General features: G+C 75.8%; 15 protein-coding genes and 1 pseudogene. 8 read left to right on the forward strand and 8 right to left on the reverse strand.

Annotation, left to right across the window (positions count from 1 at the left end; translation table 11 throughout):
• Positions 1-126: 126 nt before the first annotated feature.
• From ACIQVD_RS33920 to ACIQVD_RS33930, 3 genes are all read right to left on the reverse strand, one after another.
• Positions 127-426, reverse strand: a complete 300-nt coding sequence (locus ACIQVD_RS33920; RefSeq protein ID WP_400684253.1) for a WhiB family transcriptional regulator — start codon at positions 424-426, stop codon at positions 127-129.
• Positions 427-654: 228 nt separating this feature from the next.
• Positions 655-846: a hypothetical protein gene (locus ACIQVD_RS33925; RefSeq protein ID WP_400684251.1), complete on the reverse strand. Its 192-nt coding sequence runs from the start codon at positions 844-846 to the stop codon at positions 655-657.
• Positions 847-1,260: 414 nt separating this feature from the next.
• A complete protein-coding gene (locus ACIQVD_RS33930; RefSeq protein WP_402292701.1) occupies positions 1,261-2,244 on the reverse strand; it encodes an oxygenase MpaB family protein in 984 nt (327 codons plus the stop codon).
• A 215-nt stretch (positions 2,245-2,459) separates the two neighbouring features.
• Between ACIQVD_RS33930 and ACIQVD_RS33935 the strand changes: the two genes are divergently transcribed.
• The 3 genes from ACIQVD_RS33935 (at position 2,460) to ACIQVD_RS33945 (ending at position 6,440) form a co-directional block, all read left to right on the forward strand.
• Complete coding sequence (locus ACIQVD_RS33935; protein WP_402292702.1) at positions 2,460-3,800, forward strand: hypothetical protein; 1,341 nt, start codon at positions 2,460-2,462, stop codon at positions 3,798-3,800.
• A gap of 103 nt (positions 3,801-3,903) precedes the next feature.
• On the forward strand, positions 3,904-5,133 hold the full coding sequence (locus tag ACIQVD_RS33940) for an AAA family ATPase (RefSeq protein WP_402292703.1): 1,230 nt from the start codon (positions 3,904-3,906) through the stop codon (positions 5,131-5,133).
• The gene (locus ACIQVD_RS33945) at positions 5,130-6,440 is read left to right on the forward strand and encodes a VWA-like domain-containing protein (RefSeq protein ID WP_402292704.1); all 1,311 of its coding nucleotides are present in this window, start codon (positions 5,130-5,132) and stop codon (positions 6,438-6,440) included. The genes ACIQVD_RS33940 and ACIQVD_RS33945 overlap by 4 nt, the downstream gene beginning before the upstream one ends.
• A gap of 97 nt (positions 6,441-6,537) precedes the next feature.
• Here the strand turns inward: ACIQVD_RS33945 and ACIQVD_RS33950 are convergent, their stop codons facing one another.
• The 4 genes from ACIQVD_RS33950 to ACIQVD_RS33965 all read right to left on the reverse strand — a co-directional run bounded on the left by ACIQVD_RS33950 (position 6,538) and on the right by ACIQVD_RS33965 (position 9,618).
• On the reverse strand, positions 6,538-7,377 hold the full coding sequence (locus ACIQVD_RS33950) for a biotin-dependent carboxyltransferase family protein (RefSeq protein ID WP_402292708.1): 840 nt from the start codon (positions 7,375-7,377) through the stop codon (positions 6,538-6,540).
• Between the two features lie 68 nt (positions 7,378-7,445).
• Positions 7,446-8,087: an allophanate hydrolase subunit 1 gene (locus ACIQVD_RS33955; protein WP_400684238.1), complete on the reverse strand. Its 642-nt coding sequence runs from the start codon at positions 8,085-8,087 to the stop codon at positions 7,446-7,448.
• A 336-nt stretch (positions 8,088-8,423) separates the two neighbouring features.
• A complete protein-coding gene (locus ACIQVD_RS33960) occupies positions 8,424-8,828 on the reverse strand; it encodes a DUF6114 domain-containing protein (RefSeq protein WP_282203775.1) in 405 nt (134 codons plus the stop codon).
• A gap of 160 nt (positions 8,829-8,988) precedes the next feature.
• Positions 8,989-9,618, reverse strand: a complete 630-nt coding sequence (locus tag ACIQVD_RS33965) for a DUF6230 family protein (protein WP_100839169.1) — start codon at positions 9,616-9,618, stop codon at positions 8,989-8,991.
• Positions 9,619-10,291: 673 nt separating this feature from the next.
• Here ACIQVD_RS33965 and ACIQVD_RS33970 point away from each other — a divergent pair.
• Together ACIQVD_RS33970 and ACIQVD_RS33975 are read left to right on the forward strand one after the other, a co-directional pair.
• Complete coding sequence (locus tag ACIQVD_RS33970) at positions 10,292-11,275, forward strand: hypothetical protein (RefSeq protein ID WP_402292705.1); 984 nt, start codon at positions 10,292-10,294, stop codon at positions 11,273-11,275.
• A 163-nt stretch (positions 11,276-11,438) separates the two neighbouring features.
• Positions 11,439-12,101, forward strand: a complete 663-nt coding sequence (locus ACIQVD_RS33975) for a Tat pathway signal sequence domain protein (RefSeq protein WP_402292706.1) — start codon at positions 11,439-11,441, stop codon at positions 12,099-12,101.
• Positions 12,102-12,241: 140 nt separating this feature from the next.
• On the opposite strand, the gene ACIQVD_RS33980 is transcribed toward ACIQVD_RS33975, so the two are convergent.
• Positions 12,242-12,844 (reverse strand): helix-turn-helix domain-containing protein, encoded by a 603-nt coding sequence (locus ACIQVD_RS33980; RefSeq protein WP_400684231.1) that lies wholly within the window; start codon positions 12,842-12,844, stop codon positions 12,242-12,244.
• Between the two features lie 82 nt (positions 12,845-12,926).
• Between ACIQVD_RS33980 and ACIQVD_RS33985 the strand changes: the two genes are divergently transcribed.
• The 3 genes and pseudogenes from ACIQVD_RS33985 to ACIQVD_RS33995 all read left to right on the forward strand — a co-directional run.
• Positions 12,927-14,609, forward strand: a complete 1,683-nt coding sequence (locus tag ACIQVD_RS33985; RefSeq protein ID WP_402292707.1) for an FAD-dependent oxidoreductase — start codon at positions 12,927-12,929, stop codon at positions 14,607-14,609.
• A 195-nt stretch (positions 14,610-14,804) separates the two neighbouring features.
• Positions 14,805-15,278, forward strand: coding sequence for a hypothetical protein (locus ACIQVD_RS33990; RefSeq protein ID WP_400684226.1), 474 nt, complete (start codon positions 14,805-14,807; stop codon positions 15,276-15,278).
• A 96-nt stretch (positions 15,279-15,374) separates the two neighbouring features.
• Positions 15,375-15,465: pseudogene (locus tag ACIQVD_RS33995) on the forward strand (electron transfer flavoprotein subunit beta); the annotation flags it as partial.

Raw genomic sequence — 15,465 nt, forward strand, 5'->3', positions numbered from 1 at the left:
GCCCCGGGGCGGCGCGCCCCCCCCCCGGGGGGCGCCCCGGGGGGGGCCGGCCCCCCCCCGGGGGGGGGGGGGGGGCGCCCGGGGGGGGGGGCCGGGGGGGGGGGGGGGGCCCCCCCGTCCGGACGCTCAGCCGGCGTGGGCGCGGTTGCGCCGCCTGCGGCGCAGCATGCCGCGCCGTTCCTCCTCGGTGCGTCCGCCCCACACGCCGTAGCGTTCGCGGGCGGCCAGCGCGTGCAGCAGGCAGCGTTCGCGGACGGGGCAGCGGGCGCAGACGGCCTTGGCCGCGCGGTCGCGGTCGTCGTGGGCCTGGCCGCGTTCCCCGGCGGGGTGGAAGAACAGCTGGGAGTCGGCGCCGCGGCAGGCCCCGGCGAGCTGCCAGTCCCACTCCTCCTCGAGGGCACCGGGCAGGCGCGAGATCACGGTCATCGGATGCTCCTTCCGTCGGACGGTCGGATCAACGGTTGGACAGATGGACGGATGAACGGATGTCCTGTCCGTCTAACCGCGATCCGCCGACCGAAGCCCCCCCCCGACCAGAAGCACCCGGACCACCGCTCCCCGACCGCCGCCCCGTCCGGCCGTGCGGCCCACTTCCGGCCCGTTCTCGGCCCGTCCCCGGTCGGTGCCCGGTCGGCGCCCCCGGCCCGGCCGGGGTCAGCCCTCTTCGGGCTCGGGCGGCGTGGAGACCGGGACGGCGAACTCGGGGCCGTCGTCGGGGGTCTTCTCGGCCTCGTCCGGCGGCGGCGCGCCCTCGGCGGTCATCCGGGCCTCCGGAGTCTCGGTGGGCGGCCACTCGTCGGCCGGCGCGCCCTCGTGGCTCCCGTGCTGGGTGTGCTGCTGCGTCATGCTCTCTCCCGCGGAGTTCGTCTCGGCCCCCGTTCCTCCATCCTGGCCCCCGGGGCGCGCCGATGCCCGGCCCGGCGGGCACCGGTGTGTCGAACACGCCCCGGGGTGCGGGAGCGGGCCGGGCCGGTTCCGGCTGGCGGGTTCGGCGGGGACGGGGCACGGTGGACGGGGGGATGTCGTGCACCGTCGCGAGAGGAGAGGCCATGTCGTCGAAGCGCCGCCGCAAGAAGAAGGCCCGCGCGAGGCGCGGAGCGAACCACGGCCGTCGGCCCCAGTGCTGACCGCCTCACGCCCCGCACCGACCGTCGCCGCCGACCACTGACGACGCCGAAGCGGCCGTCGCACCGGAACCCCAGCCCCGGTGCGGCGGCCGCTTCTGCGCGCTCCCCCGCCCTACGCCGCGGGCAGCCGCCGTCAGCCGCGGGCCGCGTCCGTCCGGACGGCGGGGGTCCCGGCGGCCCGGGCCGTGGCGGCGGCGCGGATCGGGGACAGTCCGCAGGCCCAGACCATGACCGCGCCGAGCAGTCGGGCCGACGGGCGGTCCCAGAGCCGGCGGACGACCCAGGGGCGGTGGATGCCGAGCGTGCGGCGGGCCCGGGCGGGCAGCAGGCCGACGGCCGCGTTGGTGAGGACCCGGACGGCCAGGCGTTCGCGCCGGGTCCGGCCGAAGGCGCGCAACAGGGCGACGGCCTCCAGCGCCTCCGGGGTGGCCCGCAGCGCGCCGCGCACCTCGGCCAGGTAGCGGGCGAGTCCGGCGCGTGAGACGGGTACGCCGTCCGCGCCCAGGAGTTGGCCGATCTGGGCGACCTCGGCGAGGTAGTCGTCGCACTCCGGCCTGCTCAACTTCGCTCCCCCGGCGAAGACTTGGTACCCGGCCAGGAAGCAGGAGGTCTCGGCGGTGTGCACCCAGCACAGCAGGTCGGGGTCGTCGGCCCGGTACGGGCGGCCCTCGGCGTCGCGGCCGCGGACGTAGCCGTGGACGCGGCGGACGGCCGCGATCGCGGCTTCGGCGGCGGCGGAGGAGCCGAGCGTGGTGGTGGAGACGAAGCGGGCGGTGCGGTGCAGCCGTCCGACCGGATCGGTGCGGTAGTCGGAGTGCTCGGCGACGGCGCGCATCGCCACGGGGTGCAGCGACTGGAGCATCAGCGCGGCGAACCCGCCGACCAGCATCCCGGCCGGGTGCCCGTGCACCCGCCACACCACGCTGTCGGGCCCGAACAGCCCGGGGTCGCCGGGCGGCCGGTCGTAGCGTTCCAGGTGCAGATCGGTGCCGTGCACCGTGGAGTTGATCTCGCGCAGCAGCCTGTGCCGCAGCGCCTCCACCGGCCGTCGCCATCCGCCGCCCGGGGCGATCCGCCCGGCTGTCACCCGTCCGTCCGCGACCCGCCCGTCCGTCATGCCGCACCGCCGTTCCCGGTCCGCCCGGGCCGCTCTCCGGCCCCTCGCCGCCACCCTACGTCGGGGTGGTGCGCGGGCGGGACGGTCGGGGAGGAAGCGGGTGCGACGAGTGGGACGGGCGGAGAACGGGGCTGACAGTCCGCCGGATCGCGGCTACCATCGGCGGCGATGACTACACATGGATTGGAGGTCCCGTCCTTCCGAAGTGAGTGCTGATGCACGACACTTCCCTCCTGGACGAGGACACTCGCAACAGTTTCTGGTCGCGCGTCCGGCGTTTCGCCGTTCCCCCGGCCATGATCGAGACCGCCACCGCCCGCCGTGCGCTGGGCGATTGGGGCGGAGCCTGCGCGGCGGCCGGATGCGATCCGGGCTTCGAGCTGCGCGCCGTCTCCCGGGCGTACGGGTCCGAGCTGGCCGGACGGCTCCGGGCCGATCTGCGGCACCTGGCCCCCGACCTGCTGCGCTGGCACCTGCCGCGGGTCGCCCCGGACGGGCTGCTGCGGCCCGGGCTGACGCTGACCCTGGCCCGCTACCCGCGCGACGGGGGCGCCGCGCCACTGCACCTGGTGGCCCGGACGGCACCCGGCCACGCGGCGGCGGCCCAACGCGTCACCCTGGCGCTGTGGGACGCCGACGCCCGCCCGGCCGCACGGGCCCGGCCGCGCCCCGACCCGCGCTTCCGCCTCGACCTGCACCGGCACCTCTGGGACGCCCGCCGCACCCTCGAATTCGCGGCTCGGACGGCAGAACTGACGGAACATCAGTTCGCTTATTCGGCATGGGAGTTCGAGGCCGGACTGGTGCGTGCGGCGGAGGGCCTGCCCGACGGCGCACCCGTGGCGGTACGGCTCGGCCACCGGCGGTACCTGCTGCTCGGCGCGCCCACGCCGCCGGACGCGCCCGCGGAGGTGCTCCGCGTCCCGCGCGGCCACCCCGTGCTGCCGGACGCCGCCACCTGGACGCCGCCCGACCTGCTGCTGCTCCGCGCGGGGCTGATCGGGCCGGACGCGCTGCACCCGCTGGTGGCCGCCGCACTCGCCCCCGGACACCGGCCCGACCGGCCCGAACCGGTGCGCGAGGGCGGGACGTTGACGGTGGAGTGCCGGGGCGTGCCGCACCGGATCGCGGTGGTCGACGGGGTGCTCGTGCCGCTCGACCACGCCCCGGAGCAACTGCGGCGCGAGGAGGCGCTGGTGGCGTTCGGCGGGCCGCCACTGCCCTGCCTGCGGGCGATCGACCGCGCGCACCGGCAGCCGGAGGACCTGGACAGCATCCGGCAGCGGCTGCTGCACGGCGACCGCGCCGGGGCACTCGCCGCCGTGCGCCGACTGCTGGGCGCGGAGGCCGTCCTGCGCGAGGGCCCGCTCGCCGAGACGCTGGACGGCGACGTCCACCGGCGGCTGGCGGGCAGCCTGTACGCGGCCGGGTTCGAACGCGGGCACGGCCGCTTCGACACCGCCCCCGCCCCCGTACCCGTCGCCCCGCGCCCGCACGGCCGTCCGCACCGGCGGCATCCCCGCGTCCCGCCGAAGCCGCCCCTGCGGCCCTGGTAGGGCCGTCCGCTCCACCCCGGCACGCCCGGCAGGTACGCCGCGGCCACCGCTCCGCGCCCCGGGCTCCCCTTCTCCCGTCCCTCGACCCCCAGGTGAATCACCCATGCCTTCTTCCGCCACTGTCACTTCGCCCCAACTCGACCTCGCCGAAAGGCTGCTGGGCCTCCTGAAGGAGTCCGTCACCGAGCCCCGCCAGGACCTCCAGGTCGAGGCACTGACCCTCGCCGTCGCCGCCGACCTCCCGGTCCTGCTGTGGGGCGAGCCGGGCATCGGCAAGACCGCCGCGCTGACCCAGCTCGCCACCGAACTCGACCTGCCGCTCACCACGGTGATCGCCAGCGTCCACGAGCCGTCCGACTTCTCCGGCCTGCCGGTGATCGGCGACGACCCCGCCGCGCAGGGCGTGCCGCTGGCGCCGCCGGACTGGGCGGTGCGGCTGGTCCGGCAGGGCCGCGGGCTGCTGTTCCTCGACGAGCTGTCGACCGCCCCGCCGGCCGTGCAGGCCGCACTGCTGCGCCTGGTCCTGGAGCGTCGCATCGGCGCGCTGCAACTCCCGCCGGGGGTAAGGATCGTGGCGGCGGCCAACCCGCGCGCCTCGGCCGCCGACGGCTGGGAGCTGAGCGCTCCGCTGGCCAACCGCTTCGTCCACCTGGACTGGGTGCACGACGCCGAGGTGGTGGTGCGCGGCCTCGGCGGCGTGTGGCCGCGCGCCGAGCTGCCCCGGCTCGATCCCGAACGGCTGTCCGCCGCCGTCGAGTTCGCCCGGCGCGCGGTGTGCGGACTGCTCACCGTCCGGCCCGAACTGACCCACCGGCTGCCGAACGCCGAGACCAGGCGCGGCCGGGCCTGGCCGTCGCCCCGCAGCTGGGAGATGACCATGCGGCTGCTGGCGTTCGGCTCGGCGGCCGGTTCCTCCCGGGAGGTGCTGTCGCTGCTGGTGCGCGGCACCGTCGGCGACGGGCCCGGGCTCGAACTCCTGGCCACCGTCGACCGGATGGACCTGCCCGCGCCCGAGGATCTGCTCGCCGACCCGGACGCCGCCGTGCTGCCCCGGCGCGGCGACCTGCGGCAGGCCGCCCTGGACGGCGTGGTGGCCGCCGTCCGCTCCCGACCGACCCGTGAACGCTGGGACGCCGCCTGGGCGTTGATGGCCCGGGCGCTGGAGAGCAGCCCGCCGGACGTGCTGGTGGTGCCGGTGACCACGCTCGCCGCGCTGCGCCAGGACGCCTGGGAGGTACCGGAGTTGATCAACCGCTTCGCGGGCGCGCTCCAGGTCTCCCGCCGGGCCGACCGCTCGGCCGCCCGGGTCCCCGCCGGCACGGGCCGCCGATGAGCACCCCCAAGGACGCGCCGACGAGCACAGCACGGAACACGCCGCGCAACACGCCGCGCAACACGCCGCGGAGCGCGTCCCTGCGGCTGGACACCGAGAAGCTGTTCGCGGCCCGGCTGCACGCCGTCCGGGCCCGCCCGCACCTGGCGACGGCGCTGTTCGCCATGCACGTGGTGGAGTCGACCCGGGTGCCGACCATGGCGGTGGACCGGCACTGGCGGTGCTACGTCTCGCCGCGCTTCGTCGAACGCACCCCGGAGGAGGAACTGGCCTCGGTCTGGGTGCACGAGGTCTCGCACCTGCTGCGCGACCACGCCCGGCGCGGCGACCGGCTGCTGCGCGCGATCGACCGCGAGGGGCCCGCCGCCCGGTTGCGGATCAACCTGGCCGCGGACTGCGAGATCAACGACGACGCGTTCGGCGACGGCCTGGTCCGGATCCCCGGCGCGGTCTACCCGGACGTCCTCCGCCTGCCCGAAGGCCGGCTGATGGAGGATTACGCGCGGCAGTTCTCCGTCAGCACCCAGTACCAGCACCTGGTGTGGCTGGAGTGCGGCAGCGGCGCGGACGGGCGGGAACGGGAGTGGGATCTCGGCCCGGACGGCGCGCACGGCCTGAGCGAGCAGGAGCGCGACCTGGTCCGCTTCCGGGTCGCCCAGGGCATCACGGCCCACCCCGGCGAGGTCCCGGCGGGCTGGCGGCGCTGGGCCGAGGAGGTGTTCCACCCGCCGCAGCCGTGGCGGCAGTTGCTCGGCGCGGCGATCCGCTCCACGATGGCCTCGGCGGGCGCCGGCGAGGACTACAGCTACGGCCGCCCGGCCCGCCGCTCGACCGGCCTGCCCAAGGTGGTGCTGCCCTCGCTGCGCCGCCGCCCGCCCCGGGTCGCGGTGGTCGTCGACACCTCCGGCTCGGTCAGCGACAGCGAGTTGGGCTCCGCGCTGCTGGAGACCGCGGCGATCCTGCGGACGCTGGGCGGACGGCGCGACCTGGTCTCGGTGATCTCCTGCGACGCCGCCGCCCGGGTCGCCCGGCAGGCCGCCGCCGACAGCGGCTGGACCCTGATCGGCGGCGGCGGCACCGACCTGCGCAGCGGGTTCACCACCGCGCTGGGCCGGCGCCCCACGCCCGACGTGGTGGTCGCCCTGACCGACGGCCAGACCCCCTGGCCCAGCACCCCGCCACCCTGCCGCACCGTCGTCGGCCTGTTCCCCCGCGCCCGACCCCGCCGCACCGCCGACGACGAGGACGACCCCGGCTACACCCCGGACACCCCGCCGCACTGGGCGAGGGTGGTCACCCTCGGCTGACCCGCCCGGCCCGCTCCCCCGCGAAGCCCAAGGCACAGGACACAGTGCGCAGGGCCCAGGGCGCATAACCCGGAGCTCGGCCTCGGGGCCCGAGGGCTCAGGCCGGGCGGAAGCGCAGCGTGTCGCCGGGGCGGGCCTGCCCGGCCGCGTCGAGGTCGGCGCGGCGGACCACTCCGACGACCGGGTACCCGCCGGTGACGGGGTGGTCGGCGAGGAACAGGATCGGCCGCCCGGACGGCGGCACCTGTAGCGCGCCGGCCACCATGCCCTCGGAGGGCAGTTCCCCGTCCCGGGCCCGTTCCAGCGCGGGGCCGTCCAGGCGCATGCCGACCCGGTCGCTGTCGCCGGTCACGGTGTACGGCTCGTCGTACAGGGTGCGCAGCGCGGCGGCGGTGAACCAGTCGTCGCGCGGCCCGGGGATCACGTGCAGCAGGACGGGGCCGGACGGTTCGCGGCGCGGGGCGTGCTCGGCGGCGGGCCAGCCGGTGGCGGCGGTGCCGACGGGCAGCAGTCGGCCGGCCGTCAGGCGGGCGGGGCCGAGGCCCGCGAGGGTGTCGGTGGAGCGGGAACCGAGGACGGCGGGGACGTCCAGCCCACCGCGGACGGCGAGGTAGACGCGCAGGCCGCGCCCGGGCGTGCCGAGCCGCAGCCGGGCTCCGGCGGGCACCGTGAACGGCGTGTTCCCGGCGACCGGCCGGTCGGCCGCCCAGGCCGGGCAGTCGGCGCCGGCGAGGGCGCAGGTGGTGGTTCGGTTGAACTCCAACTCGACGCCGCCCAGCGGCATTTCGAGCCCGGCCGCGTCCTCGGGATTGCCGACCAGCCGGTTGGCGAGCCGCAGCGCACCCCGGTCGGCGGCCCCGGACCGCCCCACCCCGAGCGCCGCCAACCCGGGACGCCCCAGGTCCTGCACGGTCGCCCCGTACCCGGCCCGCACCACCAGCAGCCCGGCCCGGCCGCCGACGTCCTGCGCCGATACGGTGTCCCGTCCCGGTACGGCGTCCCCGTTCACGGGCGGCTCCCTTCGTTCCCGGTCCCCTCGACCGCGACGAAGCGCACGGAGGTGCCGGGGAGCAGCCGGGTGGGCGGGTCGGCGGCGGTGTCCCAGAGCGGGAGGTCGGTGGTGCCGAGCAGTTGCCAACCGCCGGGCGAGGTGCGGGGGTAGACGCCGGTGTACTCGTCGGCGACGGCGACCGCGCCGGTGGGGACCCGGGTGCGGGGCTCGGCGCGGCGGGGCACCCGCAGCCGCGGGTCGAGGCCGGTGAGGTACGCGAAGCCGGGGGCGAAGCCGCAGAACGCGACGCGGTACTGCCCGGCGGTGTGGCGCTCGACGACCTGCTCCTCCGTCAGGCCGGCCAGCCGGGCGACTTCGGCCAGGTCGGGGCCGTCGTAGCGGACGGGGACCAGCACGGCCCCGGCGGCCCCGGCCGGTGGCGCGTCGCGCAGCGGCAGCGCGGTGACGGCGGCGCGCAGGCGCTGCCAGTCGGTCGCGGCCGGGTCGTAGCGGACCAGGACGGTGCGGGCGGCGGGGACGAGTTCGCCGACGCCGGTGGGCGGGGCGTCGCGCAGGGCGGCGTGCAGCCGCTGGACCTGTTCGGCGTCCTCGACCTCGACCAGGACGGCGTCGCTGCCGCACCGCAGTACCCGCACCGCACCCGTCCCGTCCGCCGTACGCGTCCGCCGCGCGGGTGCGTCGTGTCCACCGCCGCCCGCCCGTACCCGCCGCGTTGTTCCGCCTGTCCACCGGCCGTCAGTCGCCCAAGGTACCAAGCCGCGGACTGTCGTCGGCACGTACCCGGACACCCGGCACGCCTCCGGACGCCCGGCACCCGTCCCGGAACACGCGGTGCGCCCGGCGCGGACGGTGCGGGCGGTGCGGGCGGTGCGCGGGAAAGGCCCGGCCGCGGCCCCCGCCCGCTCGGTGTGCGGGGGCCGCGGCCGGGGCACCCGACGGCGGCCACGCTCCTCCGCCGGGCGCCTCCCCGGTCAGGCCGGGGTGGCTTCGCGTTTCGCTTCCCGGCGCAGCGCCCGGCGGCGCCGGGGCTGGTCGGGGAGCCAACCGAAGGCGAGGCTGCTGCCGATCAGGCCGAGCAGCAGGCCGATGAAGAAGCCGCCGAGGTTGGAGGTGATCCAACTGCCGAGGGTGGCGAGGACGGCAAGCACGGAGTAGAAGACCCGTTGGACGGGGTGGAAGATGAGGAGCAGTCCGCAGAGCACCATGAGGGTGGGGATGACGTAACCGGCCAGACCGAGCATGCCGATGCGGATGACCATGCGCATCGGGGCCTTCTCGGTGAACAGGATCTCGGCACCGGCGAGCACGATCAGCAGGCCGCCCCAGAACGGGCGGCGTCCGCGCCAGCCCGCGAAGCCGCGCGGGGCGGGTGGCACCGCGGCGGCCTCGGTGGGGGGCGCGCCGTGGGTGGCGGCCGCTTCGGCGGAAGCATGGGCATGGGCATGGGCATGGGCCGGGGCCGGAACAGGGGCGGGGGCGGTGTCGGCGGGCCGGGCGGCCGTGGTGTCGGCCGCCCGGTCCGGTGCCGGTCCGGGCTCAGCAGCCATCGCCGCTGAAGCTGAGGTGCATGTTGGGCAGGCGGAAGGTGCCGGCGGTGGTGGCGTAGTTCTGCTGCCGGAAGTGGTCGACGGCCACGGTGTCGCCCTGCTGGCCGAACATGCCGGGCGGGCCGGCCACGCCGCCCTTGTCGAAGGTGCTGGCGTCGCGGCCGACTTCGAGGTTCTTGAACTCGGCGTCACCGCTCATCAGATCGGAGTCGGTGGTGAGGTTCTCGGCGGTGACGGGGGTGCCCTTGTCGCCGGCCGTGATCAGCAGGTTGATGCCGCCCAGGTTGACGCTCTGGCAGAGCTTGGTCAGGGACGCCTGCTTCACCACGGTCTGGATCAGGAACAGCTGGCCGCCGGTGTCGCCGGCGTTGGGGCTGTTCTCGATCATGTTGTCGAGGGTGCCGAACTGCTCGAACCCGGTGCCGTCCAGCTTGTCGGCGGTGACCTCGAAAGCCATGCCGGAGATGGCGAACTGGGTGGCCAGGACGTTCTGCGCGGTCAGGGTCACCAGGAGGCCCGCGGTGACGCAGGCCGGTACCGCCATCAGTGCGGCGCGGCGCAGTCGGACCCGGCCGCGCCCGGTCGAGGTGGCGGCGGATTGTTCTGCGGAGGGTGCCATGGAGGGCTCCTGAGGGTCGGGTGGGGGATCCGCAGCCCGGCGGCGGCGAGGGCCTGGCGTGGGTGGGTGCGATGCGCCAACTGTGGTGCGTGGCAGTGAAGTTGACGATCTTTCTCATAACCGGCGGGCTGACTGGAAGTTACCCCGGGGTACATGGCGGGTCAATACTTCGCGCACCGTCCGGGATTTCCCGAACTCCAGTCAACTCCTGTGATTGATGGGGAAGTTGGAGACCAGTGACAAGCGAACTCCACTCACCTTCCTTCCAACTTCCGTCTTTCTCCTTGACGTTGGCCCGACGGGACGCCTAGAACTTGGCGGGTACCCGGCGGTAACCCCGGCGTAACAGCCGTGCCCACCGGGTCGTTCTCGCTCCGGGCCCGGCGCACTCCCCGTACGGAGGCGCCGCGCTCCCGGTACGGCGGACCGCTCCGGCGCAACGGTGGCAGTCGTGCGCCCTCGGCCCGGTCGCTCGTGGCGTCGAGCGCCCTGTGATCCCCAGCCCAGCCCGTCCCGCCTCGTCACGCTCCGGCACGCCCGGCACATCCCGTCACGCCCCACCCGGCACCCTCGCCCCGGCACCCCTCGCCCCGGCACGCCCCGCCTCGCCACGCTCAACCTCGGCACGCCCTGCCTCGCCACGCCCTGTCCCCTGCCGTCAGGAGTCCCCGCCATGCGCGCCAGCTCGCCCGCCCCCGCCGCCGCCGACCCCGCGGCCACAGCCACCGCCGCCCCCGGCGCGTCCCGCCGCCGGCGCCGCCGCCTGCTGCCGTCCGCCGCCGCCCTGGCCGGTGCCGCGCTGCTGGCCGGTGTCACCCCGGCCTCCGCCGCCACCGCGGCCGCGCCCGGCGCGCCGTACACCGGCATGGGCAACTGTCCGCTCTCCGCGCCCGCCATGCACAACCCGGAGAACCTCCAGGTCGGCTGCCTGGTGTCGGTGACCAACGCCGGGAAGTTCACCCTCGGCAGCACCGTGGTGCCGTTCAACTCACCGATCACGCTGCAGTTCGGTTTCTACTGGGACAAGTCCGCGCCGGAGGTGTCGTTCCCGGACGGCAGCAGCGCCAACCAGTACACCGTGGTGCCGCCCACCGGCGCGCCGCTGCTCAGCGCGCCCATGGTGCAGATCAACATCCCGGGCATCCAGAACTTCCTCCCGGGCATCACCAGCGTCTTCGCCCAGGTGGAACTCGCGGGCCCGGTCACCAAGTTCACGCCGCTGGCGACCGGCGAGCCGTACCCGGTGTTCCAGCTGCCGATCAAACTGCACCTGTACAACGCGCTGTTCGGCGCGCACTGCTACATCGGCTCGGACTCCGCGCCGCTGCTGCTCAAGCCCACCACCGGCGCGACCGCCTCCACCCCGCCGATGACCGGCGACCCGGGCACCCTCGACTACACCCCGGACCCCAACGGGCACAACGCGCTGGTCATTTCGGAGAACGACGCCTCGCTGGTCGACAACACCTTCGCGGTGCCCGGCGCCAACGGCTGCGGCCTGCTCGGCTCGCTGAACCAGATCATCAACTGGACGATGGGCCTGCCCGCCGCACCCGGCAAGGACTCGGTGAGCTTCCAGCAGACCAACGCGTCCTTCGTCCTGGACACCGACATCGCCGACCTCACCGCCGCACTGAGCGGCAGCGCCGCGCACTGACGAGCCGTCACACGACTCCGCCCCCAACGGAGTTGATCGGTTCCGTCACCCGTCCCCCACGAACCCGTGCCCGTCCCGTCCCCAGCGCGGGGCCCGCACGCGCTCCGGCGACCGCGCCGGGGCAGCTCCGTCCGCTCCGCCCCACCCACCGGAAGGAACCCTCATGCGCAACCGCCTCTCCGCCGGCATCGCCGCCCTCACCGCCGCCGGCGCCCTGCTCCTCCTCCCCGCCGTCCCGGCCGGCGCGGTGAGCAGCACCCCGGTGCTGACCATCGCCGGTACCAGCACGGCCGTCGGGGTCGGCGACACCCTGGCCGCGAACCTGGTCAGCGGCACCTTCGCCACCATGTACAACCCGGGCACCACCACCGGCGTCAAGTGCTCCACCTCCACCATCGGCGGCAGCGTGGCCGTCAACCCGCCCGCCACCGGCTCCGCCACCGCCTCCGGCCCGGTCGGCACCCTGACCTTCGCCGGCTGCACCTCCAACGTGGTCGGCGTCACCGGTGTGAACAGCCTGACCATGAGCAACCTGCCCTACACCCTGAGCATCTCCGACTCGGCCGGGCTCCCGGTCAGCCTGACCGGGACGATCCAGGCCGCCGTCAACCTCAAGACCCTGGCCGGCAACGCCCTGTGCACCTACTCCTCGACCAGCGGCTCGCTCAACGGCAACGCCACCAACACCCCGCCGAAGATCACCATGACCAACCAGCCGTTCACCAAGCTGTCCGGCCCGAGCATCTGCTTCGCCAGCATCAACTTCTCGGCCGCCTACGGCCCGGTCACCGACACCACCCTGGGCGGCACGGTCTTCGTCAACTGACCCGGCCGCACCACCACACCGCACCACCGCAGGTCCGGACGCCGCGCCCACCCCCTCGGGCGCGGCGTCCCACCGCACGTCGCCCCGTCCCGCCCCGTCCCGTCCCGCCCTGTCCCGTCGCGCCGCGCCGCACCGCGCCGTCAGTCCGCCGCCCGCCCGGCCCGCTCGGCGGTCCTGGCCCGCACGTGCACCCGCTCCCCCTGCGGGCCGAACAGGCTCAGGAACTCCACCGGCACCCGCCCCGCGTTGGTGAACAGGTGCGGCGTCCGGGTGTCGAACTCCGCGGCCTCGCCCGCCTTCAGCACCGCCTCGTACTCGCCCAGTTTCAGCAGCAGCTCCCCGGAGAGCACGTACAGCCACTCGTGGCCCTCGTGGGTGCGCTGCTCGCAGTTCTCCCGGCTGTCGCCCACCGGGACGATGATCTTGTACGCCTGCATGCCGCCGAGGCTGCGGGCCAGCGGCAGGTACGTCCAGCCGTGCCGGACGAACGGGCGCAGCCGCACCCGGGGGTCGCCGGTGGGCGGGGCGTCGACCAGTTCGTCCAGGGCCACGCCGTGCGCGCGGGCCAGCGGCAGCAGCAGTTCCAGGGTCGGGCGCCGCCCGCCGGACTCCAGCCGGGACAGCGTGCTGACCGAGATACCGGTCTGCTCGCTCAGTTGCGCCAGGGTGGTGCCGTGCTGCTGCCGGATCGCCCGCAGCCGGGGGCCGACGCCGGTCAGCACCGCCTCGAAGTCCTCGCCCATCACCGTGCTCCTCTCCTCCCCTCCATTTGCCACCTCAGCAACATTGTTTGTCAATCCGGCGAACGCGGCGCACCATCGAGCCATGACCACGACGCACCGTCACCCGCACCCCCGCCCCGCCCGCCACCACGACGTGCTGATCGTCGGAGGCGGTGCCGCCGGACTCAGCGGCGCCCTCACCCTGGCCCGGGCCCGCCGTTCCGTCCTGGTCGTCGACGCGGGGCGTCCGCGCAACGCCCCGGCCGAGGGCATCCACGGACTGCTCGGCCGCGAGGGCCTGCCGCCGGCCGAGCTGACCGCCCTCGGCCGGGCCGAAGTCGCCTCGTACGGCGGCGAGTTCCACGACGCCGAGGTGCTCTCCGTCGCCCGCGAGGAGGACGGCGGCTTCCGCGCCGAGCTGTCGGACGGCACCGCCGTGCACGCCCGCCGCCTGCTGCTGACCACCGGCACCACCGACCTGCTGCCCGAGCTGCCCGGCCTGGCCGAGCGCTGGGGGCGCCAGGTGGTGCACTGCCCCTACTGCCACGGCTGGGAGGTCCGCGACCGGAAGATCGCCGTGCTGGCGACCAACCCGGCGGTGGCCATCCACCAGGCACTGCTGTGGCGGCAGTGGAGCGGCGACGTCACCCTGCTCGCGCACACCGCCGCGCCGTCCGGCGAGCAGCCGTCCGACGAGCAGCCGTCCGACGAGCAGTCGTCCGACGAGCGGCCGTCCGACGAGCAGCCGTTCGACGAGCGGCAGCGGCGCGAGCTGGCCGCCCGCGGGGTGCGCGTGGTGCCCGGCGAGGTCGTCGCGCTGCTGCCCGAGGACGGCGCCGCCGAGCTGACCGGGGTCCGGCTGGCCGACGGCACCGTGGTCGACTGCGCGGTGCTGGCCGTCGGCACCGAGTTGACCGTGACCGCGCCGTTCCTGGCCGAGCTGGGCCTGGCGGTCACCGACCTGGACTTCGGGGGCGTCCGGTTCGCCACCCGGCTGGCCACCACCGACCCGACGGGTGCCACCGGCGTCCCCGGCGTCTGGGCGGCGGGCAACCTGACCGACCCGGTCGCGCAGGTCGCCATCGCCGCCGCGGACGGGCTGCGGGCGGGCGCGGCGATCAACGCCGACCTGGTCGCCGAGGAGACCCGGCTGGCCGTCGACGCGGTCGAGTTCTGGGAGAAGCGGTACGGCGAGAGCGGGCAGATCTGGAGCGGTCGCCCGAACGCCTCGCTGACCGTGCAGGCCACCGGCCTGGCGCCCGGCCGGGCGCTGGACCTGGGCTGCGGCGAGGGCGGGGACGCGATCTGGCTGGCCGAGCGGGGCTGGCAGGTCACCGCCGTCGACATCTCGCGGGTCGCGCTGGAACGGGCCGCCGCCCGGGCCGCCGTCGCGGGCGTCGCCGACCGGATCGACTGGCAGCGCGTCGACCTGGCGCACGCCTTCCCGTCCGGCGCGTACGACCTGGTCTCCGCGCAGTTCCTGCACTCCCCCGCCGAGTTCCCGCGCGACCGGGTGCTGCGCCGGGCCGCCGCAGCCGTCGCCCCCGGCGGCACCCTGCTGATCACCAGCCACGCCGCACCGCCCGCCCGGCACGACGACCCGCACCCGGACCTGCACCTCCCGACCCCCGAGGAGATGCTCGCCGCCCTGCAGCCGGCCCCCGGCGAGTGGACCGTCGAACTCGCCGAGGAGCACGCCCGGCACGACCACCCCGGGCACCCCGTCACCGACCCGGACGCCCGCCCGCACCGCGACTCCACCCTCCGCCTGCGCCGCAAGGGCTGAGCCCCCCGCCCGTCCCCGCCCCGGGGCCGCCGCGTGCCCGACCGCACCCGGCGGCCCCGCCGCACGCCCCCCCCCGGCGGCCCCGCCGCACCCGCGCCGGGCGGCCGACCCGGGGCATCCGCGCCGCAGACCCGCCCGGCGGGTTGGTCCGGCCGCCTGACGAACCTGGCGCACCGCCAGACCTATGATCGCGGCGTGCCCGCTCTCCGCAAGGCCCTGGCCGACCACGAGGACGCACTGCTGCGCCTGCTGTCGATCGCCTTCCGGGTCGCCGCCGTCCTGCTGCTCCCCTGGATCGTCGAACTCGCCCTGAACGTCCGGGGCCGGTTCGGGGCCCGCAACCTCTCCAACGCCTGGGTCTGGTTCGACCTCCTGGAGGCCGCCGCCCTGCTGCTGCTCGCCGCCCTGGTCCGCCGCCGCCACCGCGCCACCAGCCCGATCGCCTCCGCGACCGCCGTCCTGCTCGGCACGGACGCCTTCTTCGACCTCTGGTCCGCCCACCGCGGCGAGGCGTTCCGCACCGCCGAGGTCCTCGCCTACGCCGCCGAACTCCCCAGCGCCGCCCTGCTCGCCGCGCTCTCCTGGTACTCCCTGCGCTGGGCCGCCGACCTCCGCCCCGCCCCCGTCCCCGCCGCCGTCCGCCGCCCGGTGCCGCCCGCTGGGAACTGAGTCCCCCCTCACACCCCCACGGGAGTGGATACATGGCACGGAGTGTGGTCTAGTGGGGGTACTCAGTTCCCTCCCGCGTGAAAGGACAAGGTGGCCGTGAGCTTGAGGATCGTTGTCTGTGTGAAGTACGTGCCCGACGCGACCGGTGACCGTCGCTTCGCGGACGATGCCACCACCGACCGGGAGG

The sequence above is a fragment of the Kitasatospora sp. NPDC090308 genome (genome assembly GCF_044769485.1).
GTDB lineage: Bacteria > Actinomycetota > Actinomycetes > Streptomycetales > Streptomycetaceae > Kitasatospora > Kitasatospora fiedleri.